Origin of the sequence: Microbacterium sp. Kw_RZR3 (assembly GCF_029222405.1) — a bacterium.
GTDB lineage: Bacteria > Actinomycetota > Actinomycetes > Actinomycetales > Microbacteriaceae > Microbacterium.
In genome coordinates, this window is sequence record NZ_JARHXC010000225.1 from 1 (window position 1) to 22,535 (window position 22,535).

The following is a 22,535-nucleotide window of genomic DNA, read 5'->3' on the forward strand; positions in this document are numbered from 1 at the left end:
GCGGGCGCCGCGAGCACAAGACGCAAGTCAGCGTTTCAGGGAAGGAGACGCGAGTATCCCCCGGGGGAGAGGGAGACGGGAGTCGCGGGGCGAAAGGGGAGCGACGGGAGTCCCGGGTCAGCCCGGGCTGGTCGGATCGACGTCGACGGTCCACGCCGTGACGGCGACGGTCGAGCCCTCGACGATGTCGAGTTCGAGGGGCCACGATCCGCGCACCATGCCCGGCGTCTGGGCGGCCCACACCGTATTCGTCACGAGCGCCCCGTGCGGCGAGGCCGCGTCCCAGCCGAGGACGGTGACGGCTTCGCCTCCCGCCGGGATCTCGATGCGCTGCGGGCCGGGGTCCTGCGCCATGAACGACCCGCCGTGCTCGATCGTGACGTCGAGGAGGTGGCCGTTCTGGTCGCCGAACGCGATGTCGGGGTATCCCTCGATGACGCAGGGTTCCTCCGAGAAGTTGAAGAGGCGCAAGGGCATGCCACGATGCCCCGTCGCCGCGTCGGGCTCCCCCTTGAGGACGGTGGCCCTGTCTTCGGTGCACCACTGCGGATCGTCGGGCACGACCGCGTCGGCGGTCTCGGGCACGGGCACCCCGGGCGCGTCCGGATCGGGGAGCGCACCGAAGCTGGAGGCGGCGTCGATCTCCTGCTGCGCGGCCACCTCGGCCTCGATCGCGGCTTCGCGGCCGGCGTCGGCCACCGCGCCCGCGACGACCGCACCAACGAGCGCTACGGCGGCGGCGGGCAGGAACCACGCGGGTGTGCGCGCGGGTGCCGACTCCGCCGCAGCCCCTCGGGCGATGAGGGCAGGGATCCAGCCCGCCGCGAGCCCCCACAGGGCCCCCGCGGCGGTCGCGACACCGAAGCCGCTCGACAGCAGCCCGCGCGGGCCGAAGGAGACGATCCACGACCACCCGGCGCCGAGGTCGAAACCCAGCCCCACGAGGGCGGCGGCGAGAACGAGAGCGAACCACGATGCCACCACCGGCGCCCCGTGACGCCGGAGCATCGCGGCGAGCGCCACGAAGACGACGAAGAGGACGACACCGCCGACGATGGTCGCGACGACGCCGAAACCGCCGCTCTGGTAGGCGGTCAGGCTCGTCGGCACCAGCTCCGGCAGGATGCTCGACAGCTGGGCGACGCCGTTCGGGATCTGCAGCAGGGCGTCGCGGATTCCGGCGGTGGCGATCCACAGGACCGCCGCGACGGCGGCCGCCACGAGCAGGCGCGGGGTGAGGAAGGTACGCATCGTCCTCATCCTGGCGTACACCGTCCCCCGCGAACCGGAGGATCCGCCGCGAGCCTCAGCCGACCGGCGTCGCCGCGGCGGCGACCTCGTCTTCTTCGGTCGCCACCAGCTGGCCGCACGCGCCGTCGATCTCTTTGCCGCGGGTGTCACGGAGGGTCGTCGGGATGCCGGCGTCGTTGAGGCGGCGCACGAACTCGTTCTGCACGGGGACCTCGGATGCCGTCCAGATCGAGCCCGGGGTCGGGTTCAGAGGAATCGGGTTGACGTGCACCCAGCCGCGACCGCGGGCGTTCAGCTTGTCGGCCAGCAGGTCGGCGCGCCACGCGTGGTCGTTCATGTCCTTGATCAGGGCATATTCGATGGAGACGCGGCGCCCGGTCTTGTCGAAGTAGGCGCGGGCGGCATCCAGTGCCTCGTCGACCTTCCAGCGGGAGTTCACCGGGATGAGCTCGTCGCGCAGACCGTCGTCGGGCGCGTGCAGCGAGAGGGCGAAGGTCACCGGGATGTCCTCGTCGGCGAGCTTCTTGATCGCGGGTACCAGGCCGACGGTCGACACCGTGATGCCGCGGGCGCTCATGCCCAGGCCGTGCTCCTTGTCGACCATGACGCGCACGGCCTGCATCACGCGGGCGTAGTTCGCGAGCGGCTCGCCCATGCCCATGAAGACGATGTTGCTCACGCGCTCGGGCACCTGGCCGGGTCCCTGAGCCTGTCGAAGGGTCTTGCCGCCCAGGCCACCGGCGGCGATGAGCGCGTTGGCACGCACGATCTGCTCGATGATCTCGGCCGCCGACATGTTGCGGGTGAGCCCCGCCTGGCCGGTGGCGCAGAACGGGCAGTTCATGCCGCAGCCCGCCTGCGACGACACGCACAGGGTGATGCGGCCGGGGTAGCGCATGAGCACCGACTCGACGAGCGCACCGTCGTGCAGCTTCCACAGGAACTTGATCGTGTCGCCGCGGTCGGTCTCGAGCCGGCGCACTTCGGTGAGCAGGGGCGGGAGGAGCCCCGCGACGAGCTCTTCGCGACCGGATGCCGGCAGGTCGGTCATGTCGGCGGCATCCGACGTGTAATGAGTGAAGTAGTGCTTCTCGAGCTGCTTCGCGCGGAAGCCGGGGAGGCCGAGCTCCTTCACCTTCTCGACGCGCTCGGCGGCGGTCATGTCGGCGAGGTGCACGGGCGGCTTGCCGCGCTTGGGGCTCGCGAACTGCAGCAGCGGACGCCCGGTCTCGTCCTTTGCCTGCTGCCAGCCCTCGGTCTTCGGCCGCACCTGGCGTGCCGGAGCGGTCCGCGGACGCGTCTCGCGGATGCCGGTGTCGGCCGGCGCCCCCGCGGGGCGCGCCTGCCGGGGCGTGGTGGAGCGCACGGGGGGCTGATCGGTCATGGTTTCCAGGGTACCGGGGCGCGCCTGCGCTGCGGCTGGGCGCGGCGCAGGCGCGTGAGTTGCCGCACTTGGTCGCCTCACGCGGAGTCACGCGACAACGCACGGCAACTCACGAGCGCCCGCACGGACACTTGCCGCACATCGCCACCACGAGCAGCACCAAACGACAAACCGCGGCAAGTCACCCGGGACGCCACCGCCCTAAACTGCATCCCATGCCCGGTGCCGGTGACGTCTCCCTCCCGCCCGGCGGCGTGCAGAAGCTGCTCAACAACAACGTCGTCGTGGCGATCGACGCCGACGGCCGCGAGCGGGTGCTGATGGGGCGGGGCATCGGATTCCAGCTCAAGCACGAGGGCCAGGTCGACCCGGCGAAGGTCGAGAAGACGTTCGTTCTCGAACAGGGCAGCGACACCGCCCACGCGCAGAAGCTCCTCACCGACGCTCCCTACGCGCTCGTCGAGGCGGTGCTGCACGCCGTCGACCAGGCCGAGCGCGACCTCGGCCGCGACCTCGGCCGCCGCCTGCCCCTGGCCGTTATCGACCACGTGAACTACGTCGTCGAGCGCCTCGACCAGGGCATCCGCATCCCCGGGACCTCGATGCCCGAGCTGCGGATCCTCCACCCCGACGAGTCGCGCGCCGCGGAGCGCATGGCGGCCTCGATCGCGGCATCCCTCGATCGTCAGCTTCCGCCCGAGGAGGGCGTGTTCCTCACGATGCACCTGCTCAACGCGACGCGCGACGAGCCGAACGGCACCGCGGCGCTGCTGTTCCGCCGTGTGCAGCACGTCGTGCGCACGGTCGAAACGGGCCTCGGCGTGGCCCTCGACACCGAGAGCCCCGACTACGCGCGGTTCATCCTGCACGTGCGGTTTCTCCTGCAGCGGCTCGTGAACCGTGCGATGCTGACGAGCGGCGACTCGTCGTTCTTCGAGTTCGCCAAGCACCGCTACCCCCGCGCCTTCGGCATCGCCGAAAGCGTGAAAGGCTACGTGCTCGCGGCGACGGGGTCGACGCTGACCGACGAAGAGGTGCTGTACCTCACGGTGCACATCGAGCGACTCGCCACGAGCATGGGGCGTCCCGACGACACGACCCGTCCCATCGCGTCCGCGTAGCCCGCGGGCGACCGGCTACACCTCGGGATCCGCCGGGCACCCCTGCGCGCGTGCGGCGCTCTGCTCTCCCGCGGGGTCGGCCGGGCACCCCTCCGCGTCGGCCGGGTCGGCGGCGCACACGTCCGCCTCGGCGGTCACCGCCATCCGACGATCGGGGTCGAGCCTGCCCAGGATGGCGTACGAGATGTCGGCCAGCCGTTTCACTCCGCCGGGCTCGAGCGCGTCGAGGATCATTTCGCGCACGGCCGCGTCGAAGCCCGGCCGGCTGCGGGCGTACACGCGCGCCCCCTCGTCGGTGAGGAGCGCATTCGTGGCGCGACCGTCTTCCTCGCACGCGGCCTTGTGCACGAGCCCTTTCTGGGCGAGCCCGCTGACCACGCGCGAGAGCCGCGGCAGCGTGGCGTTGGTGCGGGCCGCGAGGGCGGTGAGCCGCATCCGGTTGCCGTCGGCCTCGGCGAGCGCCTCGAGGAGCGAGAACTCGAACGCGGTCACGCCGGCTTCGACGAGGTGGCGATCGAGCGCGGTGGGCAGAAGCTCGAGCAGTGCCCGCAGGCGCGCGATCGCGACGCGTTCCTCGTGACTCAAAGCGTGCATACTCCGATCGTACCTTTGGTTGCACCTACAAGTAACTGCCGTATAGTTGTAGGTACAACGAAGAGAGTCGTCGACTGAGGACTCACCAGCAGAGAGGACACACGAGATGTCGAGCTTCACCATCATCGGAACCGGCAACATGGGCAGCGCGATCGGCGGGGTGCTCGCCGCGGGCGGCAACGACGTCGTGCACGTCAGCCACGACACGCTCGCGACCGCGGCGATCGACACCGACGCCGTGATCCTGGCCGTCCCCTACGGCGCCATCGCGGAGATCCTCGAGGTCGCGGGCGACCAGCTCGCCGGCAAGGTCGTCGTCGACATCAGCAACCCCCTGAACTTCGAGACCTTCGACTCGCTCCTGGTCCCCGCCGACAGCTCCGCCGCGGCAGAGCTCCAGGCGAAGCTGCCCGACAGCTCCGTGATCAAGGCCTTCAACACGAACTTCGCCGCGACCCTCTCGGCGGCGCAGCTGGGCGGGGTGGCGACCACCGTCCTCGTCGCCGGAGACGACGACGCCGCCAAGAACGTGCTCATCTCGGCCGTCACCGCCGGCGGAGTCGCCGCCCTCGACGCCGGCTCCCTCAGCCGCGCCCGCGAACTCGAGGCGATCGGCTTCCTGCAGCTCACCCTCGCCGTGAGCGAGAAGGTCGGCTGGAACGCCGGCTTCGCCGTCATCCGCTGACCCCGAGACGCCCGAGCACCGGAGGTTCCTCGTGACCATCGCCACCGACGACCGCATCCTGCACCCCGACACGACGATGGGGGCTGTGACGCTGCGTGTCGCCGACCTCGAGATGATGTCGCAGTACTACTCCTCGGCCTTCTCGATGGAGCCGCTGCAGGAGCGCACCCGCGGTCGCGAGGTGCACCGCGTGCTCGGGCGGGCCGACACCCCCCTCGTCCGCCTCATCCACACCCCCGATCTCCCGGTCGCGCGCCCCGGCGAGGCGGGCCTGTTCCACACCGCGCTGCTCTTCGACGACCCCGGCTCCTTGGCATCCGCCGTCTATCGCGCCGCGCAGCATCCGCGAAGCAGGTTCGCCGGGTCGAGCGACCATCACGTCAGCGAGGCGTTCTACTTCACCGACCCCGAGGGCAACGATGTCGAGCTGTACATCGACCGCGACCGTTCGCAGTGGGGCCGCTTCGGACGCGCGATCTGGATGACGACGGAGTACCTGGACCCGAACGACTATCTGCGTCGGCACCTGCCACTGTCGGAGGGGGATGCCGCCCCCGCCCGCGCGGGACGCGTCGGGCACGTGCACCTCCAGGTCGGCGACGTCGACCGGGCGCGGGCGTTCTACGTCGACGCGCTCGGATTCGAAACGACGCAGTCCGACATCCCCGGTGCGATCTTCGCCTCGGCGGGCGGATACCACCACCACGTCGCCATGAACACCTGGCGCAGTGCCGGTGCCGGCCCCCGCGCGGCGAGCCTCGGGCTCGGCGACGTGTCGATCACCGTGCCCACCCCGACCGAGCTCGAGGCGCTCGTCGCGCGACTGAGAGAGAAGGCCATCCCCTTCGCCGCGGACGGTCGCGCCGTCACCCTCACCGACCCGTGGAACACTTCCGTCACGGTGGCCCTCCCCGACGACTCCGTCGACGAAGCCCTCTCCCGCTGACCGACCGATATTGAAAGGCGAAACACATGCCGGAATCCCCTCTGCCCGAGGCTGCGCTCGAGTTCCTGCGCAAGCCCAACCCCGCCGTGATGGCGACCGTGAACAAGAAGGGGCAGCCCGTCTCGGTGGCGACGTGGTACCTCCTCGACGACGACGGACACCTCATGTTCTGCATGAACACCGACCGCGCCCGTCTGAAGCACCTGCGCGAGAACGGCCACGTCGCCCTGACCGCCTTCGCCGCCGACGACTTCGGCAGCCACCTGTCGCTGCAGGGCCACGTCGTCTCGATCGAGCCCGACGAGGGCTTCGCCGGAATCGACCGCCTCGCCCGCCACTACCTCGGCACCGACTACCCGGCCCGTGAAGACCCGCTCGTCACCGTGCGGGTGGCCATCGACAAGTGGTTCGGGTGGTCGGGCGGTCGCCTGCGCGAGTTCTGATCCGACACCGCCACCGCCACCGTTCCGACGCCCGAACACGCCACGGTCACGGTCACGGTCACGGCGCCACGGTCACATGGTCAGACGGCTGACGTGGAGTGTGAGGTAGAGCACCTCGTCGGTCGAAAGCGCTCGATCGAACCGAGCGGCGAAGAGATCAGCGATGCGCTGCGCCGCTGCGTACGCGTCGGGACGCGAGGCCCGCAACGCCTCGAGAAGGGAATCGTCGCCGTCCCCCGCGACGATGCGCCCTGACTGTTCGCGCGCGAACAGAAAACGCAGGTGAGTGACGAACCTCGCGACCGGCGCAGACTCCTCGTCGATCGCGAGACCGAAGGTGCTCTGGACGATGTCGAGGGTCTGGCTCAGCACCTGTGTCATCTGCAGGGCCGCCTTCACATCGGCGTCGCCCAATTGCGCGTTGACGAAGTGCAGCGCGAGGGGGATGGCTTCCTGGTCGGGCAATCGCATACCGGTTCGATGCTCGATGATGTCGAGCGCGCGCTTTCCCACCGCCGCCTCTGCGGGATACAGCTGTCGCACCTCCCACCGCAACGGGTAGTCGATCGGCGTGGTGCCCTCTGCAACGCGTCGCAAAGCGAAGGAGATGTGGTCGGCCAGGGGCAGCAGGACGTGCCCGCCGATACCTTTGCCCAGGATGCCGCGCGCCACGCGCAACACCTCGTCGGCGAGAGCGAGGTGTTTGGAGGGGATGTCCCGCAGCAGGGCGACGATGCGCTCGACGCTGGCGGAGGGCCCCGGGGTGAACCGCTTCTCGACGAGACGCATGTCCACGGTGGAACCCGCCCGCACGTGGAACCCCACGCCGCGACCCATCAGGATCTGCTCGATCCCGCGGCGGTCCACCGCCAGGACGACCGAGTTGTTGAAGACGCGCACAACCTGCATGGTGAATGACTCCGCGGTCTGTCGGGAACCCGGGCCGAGGGGACACCCCGGCCCGGGCGCTTCGGCTCAGAGGTTCTCGCCGTGTGAGGCGATGAGGTCGCGATACCAGAAGAACGAGTCCTTGCGGATCCGGGTGAGGGATCCTTGCCCGTAATCGTCCTGGTCGACGTAGATGTAACCGTAACGCTTGCTCATCTGCGAGGTGCCGGACGAGGGGAAGTCGATCGGCCCCCACGAGGTGAACCCCACCACCTCGACGCCGTCGGCGATGGCCTCTCGGATCTGCTCGATGTGCCGGCGCAGGAAGTCGATACGGTACGGGTCGTGGACCGAGCCGTCGGCCTCGACGGTGTCGATCGCGCCCAGGCCGCACTCGACCACGAACAGCGGCAACTGATAGCGGTCGTACATGCGGTTCAAACTCGAACGCAGGCCGACAGGGTCGATCGGCCATCCCCACTCGCTCCCGTCCTGGAGGTAGGGGTTCTTGACCGCGCCGAGCAGCGACCCGTACTCGTCGTCCGCCCCGTCACGGTACAGCGAGACGTGCGAGACGTAGTAGCTGAAAGCGATGTAGTCGATCGTGCCGTTTCGCAGCGCCTCGGCATCGGAGTCGTCCACCTCGATCGAGATACCCGTATCGGCGAAGTATCGCCGAATGTAGCCGGGGTACTCCCCTCGCACGGCCACGTCGGTGTAGAAGAGATTGCGCTGATCCTCCTTCACCGCCTGGAAGGCGTCCAAGGGCTTCGGGGTGGCGGGGTAGGTCTCGATCCGATTGACCATGATGCCGATGCGGCCTCCGTCGGGCAGGATGCGACGAGCCTCGGCGACCACGAGCGCGCTCGCGACGAGCTGGTGATGGCTCGCCTGATACGCGACTTCGTGCAGGGGACGATCCGTGCGCTCGATCAGTACTCCCGCCCCCGTGTAGACATCGGTGAGGTTCATGTTGAGTTCGTTGAACGTCATCCAGTAGCCCACTTTGTGGGCATAGCGTTCGAGAACCGTGGTCGCGAAGCGGACGAAGTGCGCGATCGGCTCGCGACTCAGCCACCCGTTGTAGCGATCGACGAGTTCGACCGGCATCTCGAAGTGAGACAGCGTGACGACGGGGGTGATCCCTTTGTCCAGCATTTCGTCGAACAACCGGTCGTAGAACTGCAGTCCGGCTTCGTTCGGCTCGGTTTCCAGACCCGTGGGGAAGATTCGGGTCCAGGCGATCGAGACCCGCAGGGCGGTGAACCCCATCTCGGCGAAGAGTGCGATGTCTTCGGGGTAACGGTGATAGAAGTCGATGCCCCATCGCTTCGGATGCACGCCCCCGTCGGTACCGGCCCGATTGGCCGCGAAGTCGGCGGCGCTCACGCTGAAGGTGAAATTGTCGGCGCCGTTCTCCACCTCGGGTTTGAATGCGGCATAGTCCGCGGTGGAGGCACCCTTTCCGTCGACGCCGAACGCGCCCTCGATCTGATTCGCGGCGGTGGCACCGCCCCAAAGGAAGCCGTCGGGGAATCGCAGCTGAGTCATACGTGGTCCTTTCGATAGGGGAGATGAAGGAGGAGTGTCACGCGCGCACGCGGAACAGCGGAGTGGATGCCGCGACCACGCCGCGGCCGGCCGCCTCGACGTTCGTCGGGTCGGCCTCGTTCGTGATGACGACGAGCGTCGTGGTGTCGTAGCCCGCCGCCTCGATGGCCGCGATGTCGGCGGTCGTGAGCAGCTGCCCGACCTCGACCCGATCGCCGGCGGCCACAGCGGCATGGAAATGACGCCCCTCGAGCCGGACGGTGTCGATACCGACGTGCACGAGGACCTCGACGCCCTCATCGGTGATGACGCCGAAGGCATGCGGCATGACGCTCACGATCTGACCGCGGGCGGGTGAGACGATCCGATCCGATGCCGGGCGCACGGCCGCTCCCGGTCCGATCGCGCCGCTGGAGAAGGCGGGCTCTGCGACGTCGTCGAGGTCGATCGCTTCTCCATCCACGGGTGACGCGATGTCGATGAAGGCCGTCGACCCGGCCGAGCGCGCCTCCGTCCGACGCAGGCCGCCTGCGGAGACAGGAGCAAGGGGGACGGATGCCGAGGCCTTGGCATCCGGTGCACCGACTCCGGCACTGTCGTCGTCGATGGGGTCTTTGAAGCCGAAGACCAGCGTGAGCAGGAAGGCGAGAACGGTGGCGCCGACGGTACCGATCACCTGCAGGGCGAAGTTGCCGTAGTTCAGGTACACGGGAAGGGTCATGAATGACGGCGCCACCACGGCTCCCGCAGCGGAGCCGCCCCACGCCGCGAGGCCACCGCCGAGCGCACCGGCGATCGAGGCGAAGACGAAGGGGCGCTTCAGGGGGAGAGTGACGCCGTAGAGGATCGGCTCGGTCACGCCGGCGACGAGGCCGCTGACCGTCGCGGGTCCGGCGACGGCCTTCAGCCGACGGCTTCGCGTGCGCAGGAACACCGCGAGCGCGGCACCACCCTGAGCCATCACGGCCGCCGGGAAGGGTGCCAGCAGGAGCGTATGCCCGGTGGTGGCGACGTCGTTGATCATGAGGGCGATGAGGCCCCAGTGCAGGCCGAGCACCACGATGAGCTGCTGGAGACCGCCGACGATGAAGCCCGCCAGCGCCGGGCTGAACGACCACAGCTGCGCGAGCCCTGCGGACAGCGCTGCGCTGAGCCACGTGGTCGCGGGGCCGATCGTGAGCAGCGCGAGGGGGAAGAGGGTCGCGACGACGATGAGCGGCGTCATGAAGTTGCGGATGGAGCTGTGCAGGATCCGCCCCAGCAGCTTCTCGTAGTGACTCTGCACCCAGACGATCACGATGATGGGGATGACCGACGATGTGTACGTCGTCATGATGACAGGGATGCCGAGGAAGTGCACCGAGTCGGCCGCAGCCAGGGCCGTAATGGCCGGGTAGATGAGCGCACCGGCGAGAGTGAGTGCGGTGAAGGGGCTCGCACCGAACCTCCGGGCGGAGGTGATCGCCAGGAACATCGGCAAGAAGTAGAAGACCGCGTCGGCACCGGCGTTCAAGATGACAGAGGTCTGCGAGTCCTGCGGCAGCCAGCCGAGCGCTGCGAGCGCGAAGAGAATCCCCTTGAGCAGACCCGTTCCCGCGAGCACCCAGAGGATGGGCTGGAAGATCGACGAGATCAGCTCGACGACGCGGTTGAAGATGTTCCTCGATGCGGCCGGCGCAGCGGGCAAGGGCGCCGTCTCTGACCGGGCGTCGGTCAGCTTGTCGAGCGCCTCCGCGACCTTGACCACGTCGTTGCCGATGACGACCTGGAACTGTCCGCCGCCCTCGACGACGGTCACCACTCCGTCGATCTTCTCCACCGCGTCCTTGTCCGCGCGCTGACGGTCGTTCAGGACGAATCGGAGCCGGGTCATGCAGTTGGTGACGGAGTGGATGTTCCCCGCGCCGCCGACCGCATCGACCACCTCCGTCGCCAGACGATCGAACCTCGTTGTCGTGTCCATGACTCTTCCTCGAATCTTCGGCGGACGGTTTTGCAGCCGCCCGAAGGGCAAAAAAAAGAGACCCAAGCTCTATACGAGCCGCGAAGCGACTCATCGAGCTTGGGTCTTGCCGGTGTATCCGTAACAATCCCAACCGGGTGCGCCCCGTCGGCGCACGAACGCGACTGTAGCAGGTGTGGACGAGAACGCAAGAGCGACGGCTCTGATGGATCGAATCGGGTGAGGGGGCGACGGGCTGCCAAAAAAGTCCAGAATTCGAAACACCGAAGTAACGATGATCGCTATAACATCAGTGCACAGCAATCGTTTGCACAAGCGCGACACCTACGTCGACGCATCCTCGTTAGGAGAGTGATAGTGAGCACCTCACTGAAAGAAGCGCAGACCATGGACGCATTTTTCGGCGCTCCCGGGCCTGATTATGACATCGTCGCGAAGGCGCGAGCGATGCAGCCTCTCATCCGCGAATACGCGGAGCAGGGAGAGAAGAACCGTCGCGTCGCCGACGAGGTCATCGAGGCGATGAAGGATGCCGGCCTCCTTCACATCTCGATCCCTGAGCGGTGGGGCGGGTACGGCGCGAACTTCCGCACATTCATCGACGCCGTCTCCGAGATCGGCCGTGCCGACGGCGCCACGGGCTGGGTGTCGGCGCTGCTGAACTCCTCGACATGGTTCGCCACCCTCTTCTCCGAACAGGCGCAGGAGGATGTGTTCGGGGCGAACCCCCGTTCCCTCGTGTCGGCGGTGCTCTCGCCCGGCGGCCCCTTCATGCAGGCGAACTCGACGAAGAAGTTCGAGCGTGTCGAGGGTGGCATCCGGGTGTCGGGCGAGTGGGGATACTCCACTGGTTCCCTTTACGCCGACTGGTCGATCGTGCCGGTGCGTACCGACACCGATGAGAACGGCCTGCCCGTCAACTCGCTCGTGCTCATCCCCAAGTCCGACGCGACGATCCGTGACACCTGGCACACCGTGGGCATGCGCGGGACCGGCTCGAACACCCTCGTCGTCGAGGACGTCTTCATTCCGGACCACCGCATCGAGCCCATCGGCAACTTCGCCGCCGAGCAGTACCCGCGCGTGTGGGCCGAAGAAGACAACTACCACGCCTCGTTCGTACCGGTCGCCGAGATCATTCTGAGCTCGGTGCAGATCGGTATGGCCCGCGGCGCGATCGACCTGACGATCGCCTCGGGCGAGAAGGCCGTCACGTACTCGGTCTACCAGCACGCCAAGAACTCCGTCGTGCACCAGATCGAGCTGGCGAAGGCCCAGTCGGAGGCGGATCAGGCGTACTTCCTCGCCGTCCGCACCGCCGCCGCGATCGACGCGGCCGCACGTGACCGTCGTCCGATGACGATCGCAGAGCGTGCCCGTGCTCGTATGGACAACGGTCAGGCGGCTGCCCTGTCTCGCAAGGCCATCAACCGGTGCCTCAGCATCACCGGCGCCTTCAGCTTCGCCGAGATCAACCCGCTCCAGCGCTTCTGGCGTAACAGCGAGACCGCGAGCCGCCACGCCCTCGTGCACCCCGAAATCGGTGCCGAGGTCTACGGCAAGGTGCTCTTCGGCGTCGAGGATCCCGTGCAGCCCTTCTGAGCACTGGTCTGCCGAAGCCCCCGGTCGTCGCCTCTGGCGTCGCCCGGGGGCTTCGGTCTGCCCGGATGCCCGACCGCTGAGGCACGTCGAGGCCGCCGGCCGCGCACGAAGCGTCGACGCGGCACCGCGGCGCATCGCGCGGCTGCCACGGGCAGAGCACGACCTCGACGCGACCCGGGGCGCACCCGCTGTACGGTCGCCACGCGCGTCCGGGAGCGGCGCGACCCGCTGGCCTCCGGCAAGAACGACGAGGACCTCCGAGCGAGAGGAGTCGTGCTCCCCTTTGCGCTCGAAGGTCCCGTCGACACCCATGGCGAGTCGTCGCGACGCAGCTCACCGCGCCACGGCGAGACTCAGGCGACCCAGACGGTCTTCAGGTTGCAGAACTCGCGGATCCCCTCGAGCGAGAGCTCACGCCCATACCCTGACCGCTTGATGCCGCCGAAGGGGAGTTCGGGGTACGAGATCGTCATGCCGTTGACGAACACCGCGCCCGACTCGATCCCCTCGATCGCCCGCTCGATCTCGTGCTCGTCCGTGCTCCAGAAGGCCGAGCCCAGCCCGTAATCGAGCCCATTGGCGATCGCGAGCGCATGGTCCAGCGACGTGGCCTCGTAGACGCTGGCCACCGGGCCGAACGCCTCTTCGGTGAACAGCCGCATCTGCGGGGTGACTCCCGCGATCACGGTCGGCGGGTAGAACCACCCCTCGATCTCGGGGTCGACAGAGCCGCCCACGATGATCTCCGCGCCCTTCGACCGGGCGTCTTCGACGAGACCGACGATATCGTCGCGACCCGACGAGGTCGCCAGGGGTCCGATATCCGTGGTCTCCTCATGCGGATCGCCGACGCGTAGTGCCGCCATCCGCTCAGCGAACCTGTGGACGAACGCCTCGTAGACGTCGGTGTGCACGATGAAGCGCTTCGCGTTGATGCACGCCTGGCCGTTGTTGCTGGTGCGGGCACGGACCGCGGTGTCAGCGGCGGCATCGAGATCGGCCGAGGGCATGACGACGAAGGGATCGGAGCCCCCGAGCTCGAGGACGGCCTTCTTGAGCACGTCGCCGGCCGTCGCCGCGATCGAGCGTCCCGCGTTCTCCGACCCCGTCAGGGTGACGGCCGCGACCCGAGGATCGCGGATGACGGCTGCGACCCGTGAGGAGTTGATCAAGAGGGTCGAGAACGATCCCGGGGGGAACCCCGCCCGAGTGAACAGATCGCCCAGATAAAGCGCCGCCTGAGGAACATTGGAGGCGTGCTTCAGGATGCCGGCATTGCCCGCCATCAGCGCGGGTGCAGCGAAGCGCACGACCTGCCAGATGGGATAGTTCCACGGCATGACAGCCAGCACCACGCCGAGGGGGTCGAACCGCGTACCCGCACGCGTGGCCCCCACAGCGGAGGGTGCGTCGAGGCTACGCCCGGTGAGGAATTCCTCGGCGTGCTCGGCGTAGTACCGCATCGCGTAGGCGGACTTGCCCACCTCCGCGCGAGACTGCGCGAGGGGCTTGCCCATCTCGTCGGTGATGAGCCGGGCGACGCTCTCGAGGTCGGCCTCCAGCAGGTCGGCCGCGACGTTCATGAAATCCGCGCGGCGCGCCCACCCCGCTGCGGCCAGCAGCGGAACCGCCGCACGGGCTGCGGCGAGCTTGCGCTCGACGACGTCGGCGTCGTCCTCGTCGAATGCTGCCAGTTCGTGCCCCGTCGTGGGATCGATGCTGCGAATGGTCGGCATGGTCTTCTTCCTTCGGTTCGGTCTGGTCAGATGAGGATCGCCAGCGGATTCTCGACGGCACGTTGGAATGCCGCGAGCCACTGGGCCGCGACCGCGCCGTCGAGCACTCGGTGATCGGCCGAGAGCGTCACGGTCATGACCTGACCGACAGCGAGCTGGCCGTCGGCATCGACGAGCGGTATCCGGCGCGCGGCACCGACGGCGAGGATGCCCGATTGCGGCGGGTTCAGGATCGCGCTGAACTGGGAGATGTCGTACATGCCGAGGTTCGACACCGAGAAGCTGCCCCCCTCGATCTCCGCCTGCTTCAGTCGCCCTTCGCGCGCACGATTCGCCAGGTCGGCGATGGTCGCACTGACCTGAGTGAGCGACATCTTCTCGATCCCTCGAACGACAGGGGTCGTGAGACCCCCCGCCGTTGCGACGGCGACAGAAACGTCCGCTGACGAGAAGCGACGGATGCTGTCGCCGTTCCAGATCGCGTTGGCCTGCGGAACCTCCATCAGCGCCGTCGCAACCGCTTTCACGACCAAGTCGTTGACGGAGATCTTGCGCGGTGCGCTGCGGTTGACCTGTGCGCGCAAGTCCATCAGCGCGTCGACACGGCAGTCGGCGACGAGGTAGAAGTGCGGCACCGTCGACTTGCTCTCCGTCAAACGCCGAGCGATCGCCTTTCGCATGCGATCGAGGGGGACGTCGTCCCACCCGGGCCGGGCGGATGCCGAGGCAGGCGGCGCCGTGACGCCGATCGGCGCCGCCGCGGCAGCGGTGGTCGCCACAGGACGCTCGGTCTTCGAGGCGGCCTCCGACGCCCGCTGGGCGAGGTGGGCCTCGAAGTCGCGCCGAACGATGCGACCGTTCGGCCCCGTCCCCCGCACATCCGCGAGTGACACGGCGTGCTGCACGGCCAGTCGCCGCACCAGCGGGGTGGCGATGAGCCGTCGTCCCGGATCGGGTGCGTCGTCCGCCGCGGGTTGAGACGCGGCGGTTTGCGGCGCGACGGTTTGCGACGCGGCGGCCGACTCGACGGACTCCGTCGCAGACGAAGCGCTGATCTCGGAGGCCACCTCTGCGGGGAGCTCACCCAGCCCGAGGACGGACAGGGCTCGGTCGATGTCCTCGTCGCTCTCCCCTTCGCCGAGCAGAATGAAGAGGGGATCACCCACGGCCACGCTGTCACCGTCGGCGACGAGGAGGCGTCCGATCGTGCCGTCGGCCTCGGCGGTCAATTCCACGCTGGCCTTGTCCGTTTCGATCTCGGCGATGGGTTGCTCCCGCACGACGGACGTACCGGGCGTGACGAGCCACGACTGCACAGCCGCTTCCTCTGCACCGGCGAGGATCTCTGGCATCCGGATGATCTCGACCATGATCAGCCTCCGAATCCGCGGCGGACTGCTTCGAGACCGGCGACAACCTCTTCGGTGCCGGCGATCGCGGCCCTCTCCAACACGCGCGAGATGCTGGGGGACGCCTCTTCTCCGGTGACCCGCGCGACGGGCTGGTCCAGCCAGTCGAAGAACCTGCGCTGGATCTCGTCCGCCAGCCACGCGCCGTACGACGTGCCCTGGGCACCCTGTTCGACGATCAGCACGGCGTTCGTCTTTCGAATGCTCTCGCCGATCGTCTCCCAGTCGAGGGAGGCGCGGTCCAGCCAGCGCAGGTCGATGAGCTCCGCGTCGATGCCGGTCCGCTCGATCGCCTCTTTGGTGTGCGCGACCATCGAGAGATACGACAGAACCGTGACGTCCGCCCCCTCGCGGACAACGGCCGCCGATCCCGGCGGGATGACATAGTCGAGGTCGCCCTCGGGCACCTCGTCCGCAGCGCCGTAGAGATCGACGTGCTCGATCACGAGGACCGGGTCCTGCAGAGCGAGAGCGGCGTTCATCAGCCCGACGTAGTCCGAGGCGTTCGATGCCGCGACGATCCGCCACCCCGGGCTCGTGGCGAAGATCCCGGCGGGGTCCATCAGGTGCTGCGAACCGTACCCTGAGCCCATCGCGACCTTGGTCCGCAGCACGAGAGGAACGGGGTTGTCGCCTCCGAACATGTGCCGCGCCTTGCCGATCTGGTTGAACACCTGGTCGGCGGCGACCCACATGAAGTCGGGGTACATGAACTCCACGACCGGACGGTAGCGACCGTCGAGCGCCAGACCGCCGGCGAGGCCGACGAAGGCGTTCTCGCTGATCGGTGTGCCGAGGATGCGCTCGTCGCCGTACTTCTTCGCGAGCCCCTTCGTGGCTCCGTTCGTTCCGCCATTGAGGCGGTGCACGTCTTCTCCCATCACAACGATGCGGGGGTCGACCTGCATCCGGCGGTCCATGACCTGCGCCACGGCGTCGATGAACTTCAGCGAACGGCGAGCGCCGGTCTCGGGCGGGCGCGGCAGGTCTTGCAGTTCACTCGCGTCGCCGCGCACGCCGACATTGACGAAGCTCGGTTCCGGCCAGAGCTCCGGCCGGATGCGCCGCTTGCCCGGGCGGTCGGGGTCGCTCTCGAGGAGCTGCGCCGCGGCATCCGTCATCGCTTGCTGCACGCGTTCGCGCAGCGCCTTCACTCCCGCGTCATCGATGAGTTCGCGACGGATCATGTGGCGGGCGACGAGATCGAGCGGATCGCGAAGACGCCACGCGGCCTCTTCACCTTTGCTGCGATACCCGAAGGCACTACCGGGGTAGGCACCGTTCTGGTGGAAGAAGCGGTAGACCTCGGCCTCGACGACAGCCGGCCCCTCGCCGGAACGCATCCGCTCGGACGCTTCTTCCATAGCCAGATGCACCGCAAGGGGATCCATGCCGTCCACGCGCCAGGACGGGATGCCGAAGCCCTGACCGCGCACGGAGAAGCGGGGATCCGCGGTGATCTCGTCCGCACGGGTCGACACGGCGTACAGGTTGTTCTCGACGAAGAAGCACACCGGCAGCTTCCACGCCGCCGCGAGGTTCATGGACTCGAGAACCGAGCCGATCTGCGCCGCGCCGTCGCCGAAATAGTTGACGGTGAGATCCGTCGTGCCAGAGTGCTTCTGCGCCCACGCGTTGCCGGTCGCCATGGGCGCGCCACCGCCGACGATGGCGTTGGTGCCGAGCGCTCCCGCTTCGAACCATTGCAGGTGCATCGACCCGCCGCGCCCGTGGCAGTAGCCCTGCGCCAGCCCGAGGATCTCGGCCAGCGTGCGCTGGAGGACAGTCTGTACGTCGACCGGGACAGCCTGGGCGGGGTCGATGACGCCCCCCGTCACGTGGGTCAGAGCCTTGGCGAGGAACTGGTGGTGTCCGCGATGGGATCCATTCACGCCATCCGTGGAGCGCAGGCCCACGATCGAGCCTACGGCTCCGCCCTCCTGCCCGATGCTCGAGTGGGCCGGCCCGTGGACCAGTCCCTCTCCCGCGATCTCGAGGACGGTCTCCTCGAAGGCGCGGATCAGGTGCAGCTGGCTGAGCATCGTCCCGAGCAGCGACGGGTCGGCTGCGTCCCAGTCGGCTGTCGTCGTCGCCAGCTCGAACCAGTCGACACCGGTCCGAAGGCGCTTCTTCTTTGGCATCTTCGCCCATTCCTCTCACCGCGGTCGGCGGACCGCTGTGGAAGGACGATAGTGCAACATCGTATCCAATACAAACGATTGCAGTTCTGGATGCGCCTCGCGTAGCATGTCCAGCGGATGCCATGTATCCAATGACGAGCGACAGAGGAGTCGAGGCGTGACACCGATCGTGCACCGGGGAATTCCCGGCATTCGCGGAACCGACCACATCGGCTTCACCGTGCCCAACCTCGACGAAGCGGAGCGCTTCCTGGTCGACATCCTCGGCTGCGACCGGGTCTACGATCTGGGGCCGAAGCGCGCCGACGACGAGTGGATGCACACGCACCTCGGCGTCCACCCGCGCACGGTCATCCGCGAAATCCGGTTCTACCGCCTCGGACACGGCGCCAACTTCGAGGTCTTCCTCTACGAGGCGGTCGACGGCCAAGCCCCGCAACCGCGCAACAGCGACATCGGCGGATATCACATCGCCTTCTACGTCGATGACCTCGACGAAGCGGTGCGTTATCTGCACGAGAACGGCGTCGAGGTGATGGGTGCGCCCACCGCGAGCGCGCAGGCCGCGCGGGGTCAACGCTGGATCTACTTCCGCAGCCCCTGGGGTCTGCAGTTCGAGCTGGTGAGCTTCCCGGAGGGCAAGGCGTACGAGCAGGGAGCTCCGCGACTGCTCTGGCATGCAGCCCACCCCGATCGATGAGGCCGACATGTCGATGATCACCACATCGCCATCGCACGGCGTGACCGGTGCGCGCGTGGCAGCGACGCTCCGCGACGCGATCCTCTCCGGCAAGTACGCGCCGGGGGAACGCTTCCGCCAGGACGATCTCGCCGATCATCTCGGCGCGAGCCGGGTTCCCGTGCGCGAGGCCCTCAGGACCCTCGAAGCAGAGGGACTCGTCACGATCGTGCCCAACACCGGCGCCTGGGTCTCGACGCTGTCGGTCGCCGACTGCGAGGAGATGTACTGGATGCGAGAGCGACTGGAGCCGCTCCTCCTCCGCCTCAGCGCGCCGAACCTCACCGACGACGTGATCGATCACCTGACGAGCCTTGCGCACGAGATGCAGGCGACCGATGACGTCGAGCGCTTCCTCGCACTCGACCGCGAGTTCCATCTCACGAGCCTGCAAGCTGCCGACACGACGGTTCTCGGCGACACCGTGATCCGTCTCTGGAACCGCACTCAGCGTTACCGCCGCGAGGCCACACGACTGCTCTCCCTCGAAGGCGACGGAGCGGTACACCACGACCACCATCTCCTCGTCGGGGCTCTTCGCCGCCGAGATGTCGACGAGGCCGAACACGTGCTCACGAGGCACATCCGTCGCAGCCGACTGGAACTCGTCCGGCATCCGGAGGTGTTCGATCCGTAGACCGCGCCACAACGCCACGGGAGGCCGACATCCCCTCGCGCGGCGCGCCCCCGGCCTGCCCTGATCCGCCCGACCTCCGAGGCAGCGGAAACCGACGCATTTCGGCACGGCACGGAAACATCACGGCAATATTCGCTTCCTAACATCGCGCTTAGCAATCGTTTGCAGAAACGGCTGGCGCGACGATCCTCCTCCTCCATCCGACAGCCTGTTTCATCACACAAGGGAGTCTCATGAGCAGCACCGGTTCCACCAAGTTCGCCTCAACGCTCGACACCGACTACTCGATCTACACCCTCGAGTACTGCCACGGCGAGATGCCCCACGACTTCTTCGGCGGTTCGGGCGTCTTCAGCAACAAGGGCATGGTGCGCGTCCCCATGCTCTACACACTCCTCGTCGGCGGCGAAGTGGGCGGCAAGCAGCACGTCGCGCTCGTCGACTGCGGATTCCGTGACGACTACTGGCTCGAGCGCTACCCCTTGTGGAACTGGGAGAACCCCACGCAGGTGCTCGGCCAAGTCGGCATCCGTCCCGAGGACGTCGAGATCATCCTCGTCTCGCACATGCACTTCGACCACGTCGGCAACTTCGAAGCTTTTCCCAACGCCACCCTCTACGTCCAGTTCGAAGAGTTCACCGGCTGGTCCGCGGCGCTCGACATCGCAAACGGCATGTCGAGCGACGAACAGAAGGCATGGGTGTTCTCCTCCTTCGATCCCGTAGACCTGGCGAAGGCGGCGCAGGGATTGGCCGAGGGACGCATCAAGTTCGTCCACGGCGACCAGGAGATCATCCCCGGTGTCACCGCACGTCTCGCCAAGGACACGCACACCTTCGGTTCGCAGTGGTTCAAGATCCAGACCCGCAACGGCCCCTTCGTCGCCGCCGGCGACGTCGTGTACTGGTACTCCAACATCGAGAGCATGTGGGCCCCCGGCTACGTACAGGGCAACTCGTTCAACCTCATCAGCACTTACCGGACCATGCAGGAGGAATTGAAGAACGAGACGAGCCGCATCATCCCCGGGCACGACCCCGAGTACGCCCTGCGTCACAACTCCTGGCTCTCCCCCACCGGCAACTCCATCACGGAGCTCAACCTCCGCGAGAACGAGAAGTCCCGTCGGCCCCAGGGCGCGGCCGTGTTGCTGACATGAGTCGCCCCGCACCCCGGCTCGCCCCCACACACGCGCATGACGAAATCTCGCGAAGGAGCACCCCATGACTGACACACTCGTCCGCGGCGACATCGCTGCGATCATCGATCAGCTCGACACCCTGCGCCCCGAGCTCACTGCGGCAGGACGCGAAGCGGACGATGCCCGGCGCGTCCCGCAACGCATCTTCGACGCCGTCGAGGCGACGGGTGCGTTCCGCGTCTCCGCCCCCCGGAGGTTCGGCGGGCTCGCAGCCAGCACCCGAGACATCCAGGCGGTCTCTCGCGCCATCGGACGGGGCGATGGCAGCCTGGCGTGGATGGCCGGCATCTACAACACCGGCGCCTGGGTGCTGAGCCTGATGAGCGATCAGGCACAGGACGATGTCTGGGGACAGGGCGGAGATCCGCGGGCTCTCGTATCCATCGTCCTGGCGACGACCTCCGACGCCGTGCCGACGGAGGGCGGCTACCGGGTGACGGGCCGATGGACATACGGCACCGGTAGCCGTGAGGCGAGCTGGTCGTTGCTCGGCGTACCGCTCAAGAACGCCGTCGGCGACATCGTCGATGCGGGCGTGGCACTCATCCCGACGTCAGCGCTGACCTTCGAAGACGACTGGCATGTGGCCGGAATGAGATCGACCGCGAGCGTGACGCAGATCGCCGACGACGTCTTCGTCCCCGCGCACCGGATCTTCCGGCTCACCGCGGCCATTGAGGGCGGGTACGTCGGTACCAACACCGAGACCTCATACCGGACCATGTTCGTCCCGTCTCTGTTCATGAACCTGGTGGGTCCACATCTCGGCATGGGGCGAGCGGCTCTGGATTTCGTCATCGCGGAGTCGGACAAGAAGTCGATCGCGTTCACGGGATACGACCGGCAAGCCAGTTCGACCGTCTTCCAGTACACGATCGCCAAGGCCGCCGTGCACCTGGACGCGGCGGAGGCACTCGCCGAACAGGTGGCCGACGAGATCTACCGCACCGCCGAGCGCGGCGATTACCACCCTTACTCCACGCGCATCGCGTTGCGCGCGAAAGCGGGATGGATCGTCGACGCCGTCACGCAGGTGATCGGCGAGCTCGTCACGGCCCACGGCTCCGCCGGCTTCGCCGAGTCGTCTGCCCTGCAGCGCATCTGGCGCGATCAGGCTGCGGCGGCGCGACACGGCCACACGCTCTCCGCGAGCGGGTACGAGGCACTCGGTCGAGTGCTGGTCGACCGCGAGGACGACGCCCGCTTCGTCCTCCCCATCGTCTGAACCATCCGGTCATGCAACGACCGCGGGACTGATTGGCAAGAAGAATGACCATGACAGATACACCCCTCTCCCTCACGGCAGATGATTTCCGCTACGCGTTCCGGTCCCATCCGGCCGGGGTGGCGATCGTCACCGCCGACGCCGGCGACGGTCCGGTCGCGATGACGGTCAGTTCGGTGGCCTCGGTATCGATCGCACCGCCTACTCTCGTCTTCTCCGCCTCCGCGCTGTCTTCGAGCACTCCCACGATCCTGAGGGCCGATACGGTCGTGGTGCACATGCTCGCCGCCGATCAGCTCGCGCTCGCGAAGCTCGGCGCGCAGCGCGGAGTCGATCGTTTCGGATCGGATGTCGACTGGGACCGCCTCCCGACGGGCGAACCGTACTACCCGGGCGCTCACTGGCTGCGAGGGCGCATCGTTCAGCGCGTCGACGCGAGCGGGTCGACCCTTATCGTGGTCGAAGCCATCGAGGCGAAGCCGCGCGGCGAAACGGAAGAGCACGACCCGACACCGCTGGTCTACCACAACCGTCAGTGGCACACGCTGTCCGAGCGCTCCGCGCTGCCGGCCGCGACGGTGCCCTTCTGCGTCGTCTACGGACGCGACGAATAGCCCCCCGAAAAGAAACAGGAGAAACACATGACCAACGAACGCATCTCTCGCATCCCCGCTCCCGTCGTACCGGGAATCTCCGACAGCACCCGCGTGACCGCGGGCGAGCTCGTCTTCATCTCCGGGCAGGTGGGATTCGAAGAGGACGGGTCCGTTCCGACCGACTTCAAGCGCGCCATCGAGCTCACCTACGGCGAGTTCGAGCGAGCGCTGAACGCAGCGGGCGTCACCTACGATGACCTCGTACGCGTGAACGTGTACATCACCGAGCTCGACCAGGAGAAGCTGTTCACCTGGCGCGAGACGCGCAACGCCATCGTCAACACCACCACTCCGTCTGCGAGCACGGTGATCGGCGTGCACTCGCTGTACAACGGAGCCACCATCGAGATCGACGGCATCGC

General features: G+C 67.7%; 20 protein-coding genes. 11 read left to right on the plus strand and 9 right to left on the minus strand.

Going from position 1 to position 22,535, the window contains the following annotated elements; genetic code table 11:
• Positions 1 to 117 precede the first annotated feature (117 nt).
• Positions 118 to 1,251: a DUF4232 domain-containing protein gene (locus P2P98_RS12490; RefSeq protein WP_275800208.1), complete on the minus strand. Its 1,134-nt coding sequence runs from the start codon at positions 1,249 to 1,251 to the stop codon at positions 118 to 120.
• Between the two features lie 55 nt (positions 1,252 to 1,306).
• Positions 1,307 to 2,635 carry a 23S rRNA (adenine(2503)-C(2))-methyltransferase RlmN gene (gene rlmN, locus P2P98_RS12495; protein ID WP_275800210.1) on the minus strand — a complete coding sequence of 443 codons (1,329 nt, stop codon included), beginning with the start codon at positions 2,633 to 2,635 and terminating at the stop codon, positions 1,307 to 1,309.
• A 215-nt stretch (positions 2,636 to 2,850) separates the two neighbouring features.
• On the opposite strand from rlmN, the gene P2P98_RS12500 reads away from it, so the two are divergent.
• Positions 2,851 to 3,756 (plus strand): PRD domain-containing protein, encoded by a 906-nt coding sequence (locus P2P98_RS12500; protein ID WP_275800211.1) that lies wholly within the window; start codon positions 2,851 to 2,853, stop codon positions 3,754 to 3,756.
• A gap of 15 nt (positions 3,757 to 3,771) precedes the next feature.
• Here P2P98_RS12500 and P2P98_RS12505 read toward each other — a convergent pair whose 3' ends face one another.
• Positions 3,772 to 4,350 (minus strand): MarR family transcriptional regulator, encoded by a 579-nt coding sequence (locus P2P98_RS12505; RefSeq protein WP_275800213.1) that lies wholly within the window; start codon positions 4,348 to 4,350, stop codon positions 3,772 to 3,774.
• A gap of 106 nt (positions 4,351 to 4,456) precedes the next feature.
• Here P2P98_RS12505 and P2P98_RS12510 point away from each other — a divergent pair, with 106 nt between their 5' ends.
• From P2P98_RS12510 to P2P98_RS12520, 3 genes are all read left to right on the plus strand, one after another.
• A complete protein-coding gene (locus tag P2P98_RS12510; protein WP_275800215.1) occupies positions 4,457 to 5,035 on the plus strand; it encodes an NADPH-dependent F420 reductase in 579 nt (192 codons plus the stop codon).
• A 76-nt stretch (positions 5,036 to 5,111) separates the two neighbouring features.
• Positions 5,112 to 5,981 carry a VOC family protein gene (locus P2P98_RS12515; RefSeq protein WP_275800245.1) on the plus strand — a complete coding sequence of 290 codons (870 nt, stop codon included), beginning with the start codon at positions 5,112 to 5,114 and terminating at the stop codon, positions 5,979 to 5,981.
• A gap of 26 nt (positions 5,982 to 6,007) precedes the next feature.
• The gene (locus P2P98_RS12520) at positions 6,008 to 6,424 is read left to right on the plus strand and encodes a pyridoxamine 5'-phosphate oxidase family protein (RefSeq protein ID WP_275800218.1); all 417 of its coding nucleotides are present in this window, start codon (positions 6,008 to 6,010) and stop codon (positions 6,422 to 6,424) included.
• Positions 6,425 to 6,496: 72 nt separating this feature from the next.
• Here P2P98_RS12520 and P2P98_RS12525 read toward each other — a convergent pair whose 3' ends face one another.
• The 3 genes from P2P98_RS12525 to P2P98_RS12535 form a co-directional block, all read right to left on the minus strand.
• Positions 6,497 to 7,333, minus strand: a complete 837-nt coding sequence (locus P2P98_RS12525) for a PRD domain-containing protein (protein WP_275800220.1) — start codon at positions 7,331 to 7,333, stop codon at positions 6,497 to 6,499.
• Positions 7,334 to 7,399: 66 nt separating this feature from the next.
• The gene (locus P2P98_RS12530) at positions 7,400 to 8,863 is read right to left on the minus strand and encodes a glycoside hydrolase family 1 protein (protein WP_275800222.1); all 1,464 of its coding nucleotides are present in this window, start codon (positions 8,861 to 8,863) and stop codon (positions 7,400 to 7,402) included.
• Between the two features lie 37 nt (positions 8,864 to 8,900).
• A complete protein-coding gene (locus P2P98_RS12535) occupies positions 8,901 to 10,826 on the minus strand; it encodes a beta-glucoside-specific PTS transporter subunit IIABC (protein ID WP_275800224.1) in 1,926 nt (641 codons plus the stop codon).
• A gap of 357 nt (positions 10,827 to 11,183) precedes the next feature.
• Between P2P98_RS12535 and P2P98_RS12540 the strand changes: the two genes are divergently transcribed.
• Positions 11,184 to 12,428, plus strand: a complete 1,245-nt coding sequence (locus P2P98_RS12540; RefSeq protein ID WP_275800226.1) for an acyl-CoA dehydrogenase family protein — start codon at positions 11,184 to 11,186, stop codon at positions 12,426 to 12,428.
• Between the two features lie 353 nt (positions 12,429 to 12,781).
• Here the strand turns inward: P2P98_RS12540 and P2P98_RS12545 are convergent, their stop codons facing one another.
• Genes P2P98_RS12545 through P2P98_RS12555 form a run of 3 tightly spaced genes read right to left on the minus strand, consistent with a single transcriptional unit; the run spans position 12,782 to position 17,714 of the window.
• On the minus strand, positions 12,782 to 14,164 hold the full coding sequence (locus P2P98_RS12545) for an aldehyde dehydrogenase family protein (protein ID WP_275800228.1): 1,383 nt from the start codon (positions 14,162 to 14,164) through the stop codon (positions 12,782 to 12,784).
• A gap of 26 nt (positions 14,165 to 14,190) precedes the next feature.
• On the minus strand, positions 14,191 to 15,534 hold the full coding sequence (locus P2P98_RS12550; protein ID WP_275800230.1) for a dihydrolipoamide acetyltransferase family protein: 1,344 nt from the start codon (positions 15,532 to 15,534) through the stop codon (positions 14,191 to 14,193).
• A 2-nt stretch (positions 15,535 to 15,536) separates the two neighbouring features.
• Positions 15,537 to 17,714, minus strand: coding sequence for an alpha-ketoacid dehydrogenase subunit alpha/beta (locus P2P98_RS12555; RefSeq protein ID WP_275800231.1), 2,178 nt, complete (start codon positions 17,712 to 17,714; stop codon positions 15,537 to 15,539).
• A 157-nt stretch (positions 17,715 to 17,871) separates the two neighbouring features.
• On the opposite strand from P2P98_RS12555, the gene P2P98_RS12560 reads away from it, so the two are divergent.
• From P2P98_RS12560 to P2P98_RS12585, 6 genes are all read left to right on the plus strand, one after another.
• The gene (locus tag P2P98_RS12560; RefSeq protein WP_275800233.1) at positions 17,872 to 18,414 is read left to right on the plus strand and encodes a VOC family protein; all 543 of its coding nucleotides are present in this window, start codon (positions 17,872 to 17,874) and stop codon (positions 18,412 to 18,414) included.
• Positions 18,415 to 18,421: 7 nt separating this feature from the next.
• The gene (locus P2P98_RS12565; RefSeq protein WP_275800235.1) at positions 18,422 to 19,090 is read left to right on the plus strand and encodes a GntR family transcriptional regulator; all 669 of its coding nucleotides are present in this window, start codon (positions 18,422 to 18,424) and stop codon (positions 19,088 to 19,090) included.
• 233 nt (positions 19,091 to 19,323) lie between these two features.
• Positions 19,324 to 20,250 carry an N-acyl homoserine lactonase family protein gene (locus P2P98_RS12570; RefSeq protein WP_275800237.1) on the plus strand — a complete coding sequence of 309 codons (927 nt, stop codon included), beginning with the start codon at positions 19,324 to 19,326 and terminating at the stop codon, positions 20,248 to 20,250.
• A 64-nt stretch (positions 20,251 to 20,314) separates the two neighbouring features.
• Complete coding sequence (locus P2P98_RS12575; protein WP_275800239.1) at positions 20,315 to 21,517, plus strand: acyl-CoA dehydrogenase family protein; 1,203 nt, start codon at positions 20,315 to 20,317, stop codon at positions 21,515 to 21,517.
• A gap of 50 nt (positions 21,518 to 21,567) precedes the next feature.
• Positions 21,568 to 22,131 carry a flavin reductase family protein gene (locus P2P98_RS12580; protein ID WP_275800241.1) on the plus strand — a complete coding sequence of 188 codons (564 nt, stop codon included), beginning with the start codon at positions 21,568 to 21,570 and terminating at the stop codon, positions 22,129 to 22,131.
• 27 nt (positions 22,132 to 22,158) lie between these two features.
• On the plus strand, positions 22,159 to 22,535 hold a 377-nt coding region (locus P2P98_RS12585; protein ID WP_275800243.1), incomplete at its 3' end, for a RidA family protein.

Coding starts and splice junctions, on each gene's coding strand:
- P2P98_RS12490 (WP_275800208.1), bottom strand. CDS start 1,251: ATGCGTACCTTCCTCACCCCGCGCCTGCTCGTGGCGGCCGCCGTCGCG.
- rlmN (WP_275800210.1), bottom strand. CDS start 2,635: ATGACCGATCAGCCCCCCGTGCGCTCCACCACGCCCCGGCAGGCGCGC.
- P2P98_RS12500 (WP_275800211.1), top strand. CDS start 2,851: ATGCCCGGTGCCGGTGACGTCTCCCTCCCGCCCGGCGGCGTGCAGAAG.
- P2P98_RS12505 (WP_275800213.1), bottom strand. CDS start 4,350: ATGCACGCTTTGAGTCACGAGGAACGCGTCGCGATCGCGCGCCTGCGG.
- P2P98_RS12510 (WP_275800215.1), top strand. CDS start 4,457: ATGTCGAGCTTCACCATCATCGGAACCGGCAACATGGGCAGCGCGATC.
- P2P98_RS12515 (WP_275800245.1), top strand. CDS start 5,112: ATGGGGGCTGTGACGCTGCGTGTCGCCGACCTCGAGATGATGTCGCAG.
- P2P98_RS12520 (WP_275800218.1), top strand. CDS start 6,008: ATGCCGGAATCCCCTCTGCCCGAGGCTGCGCTCGAGTTCCTGCGCAAG.
- P2P98_RS12525 (WP_275800220.1), bottom strand. CDS start 7,333: ATGCAGGTTGTGCGCGTCTTCAACAACTCGGTCGTCCTGGCGGTGGAC.
- P2P98_RS12530 (WP_275800222.1), bottom strand. CDS start 8,863: ATGACTCAGCTGCGATTCCCCGACGGCTTCCTTTGGGGCGGTGCCACC.
- P2P98_RS12535 (WP_275800224.1), bottom strand. CDS start 10,826: ATGGACACGACAACGAGGTTCGATCGTCTGGCGACGGAGGTGGTCGAT.
- P2P98_RS12545 (WP_275800228.1), bottom strand. CDS start 14,164: ATGCCGACCATTCGCAGCATCGATCCCACGACGGGGCACGAACTGGCA.
- P2P98_RS12550 (WP_275800230.1), bottom strand. CDS start 15,534: ATGGTCGAGATCATCCGGATGCCAGAGATCCTCGCCGGTGCAGAGGAA.
- P2P98_RS12555 (WP_275800231.1), bottom strand. CDS start 17,714: ATGCCAAAGAAGAAGCGCCTTCGGACCGGTGTCGACTGGTTCGAGCTG.
- P2P98_RS12565 (WP_275800235.1), top strand. CDS start 18,422: ATGTCGATGATCACCACATCGCCATCGCACGGCGTGACCGGTGCGCGC.
- P2P98_RS12570 (WP_275800237.1), top strand. CDS start 19,324: ATGAGCAGCACCGGTTCCACCAAGTTCGCCTCAACGCTCGACACCGAC.
- P2P98_RS12575 (WP_275800239.1), top strand. CDS start 20,315: ATGACTGACACACTCGTCCGCGGCGACATCGCTGCGATCATCGATCAG.
- P2P98_RS12580 (WP_275800241.1), top strand. CDS start 21,568: ATGACAGATACACCCCTCTCCCTCACGGCAGATGATTTCCGCTACGCG.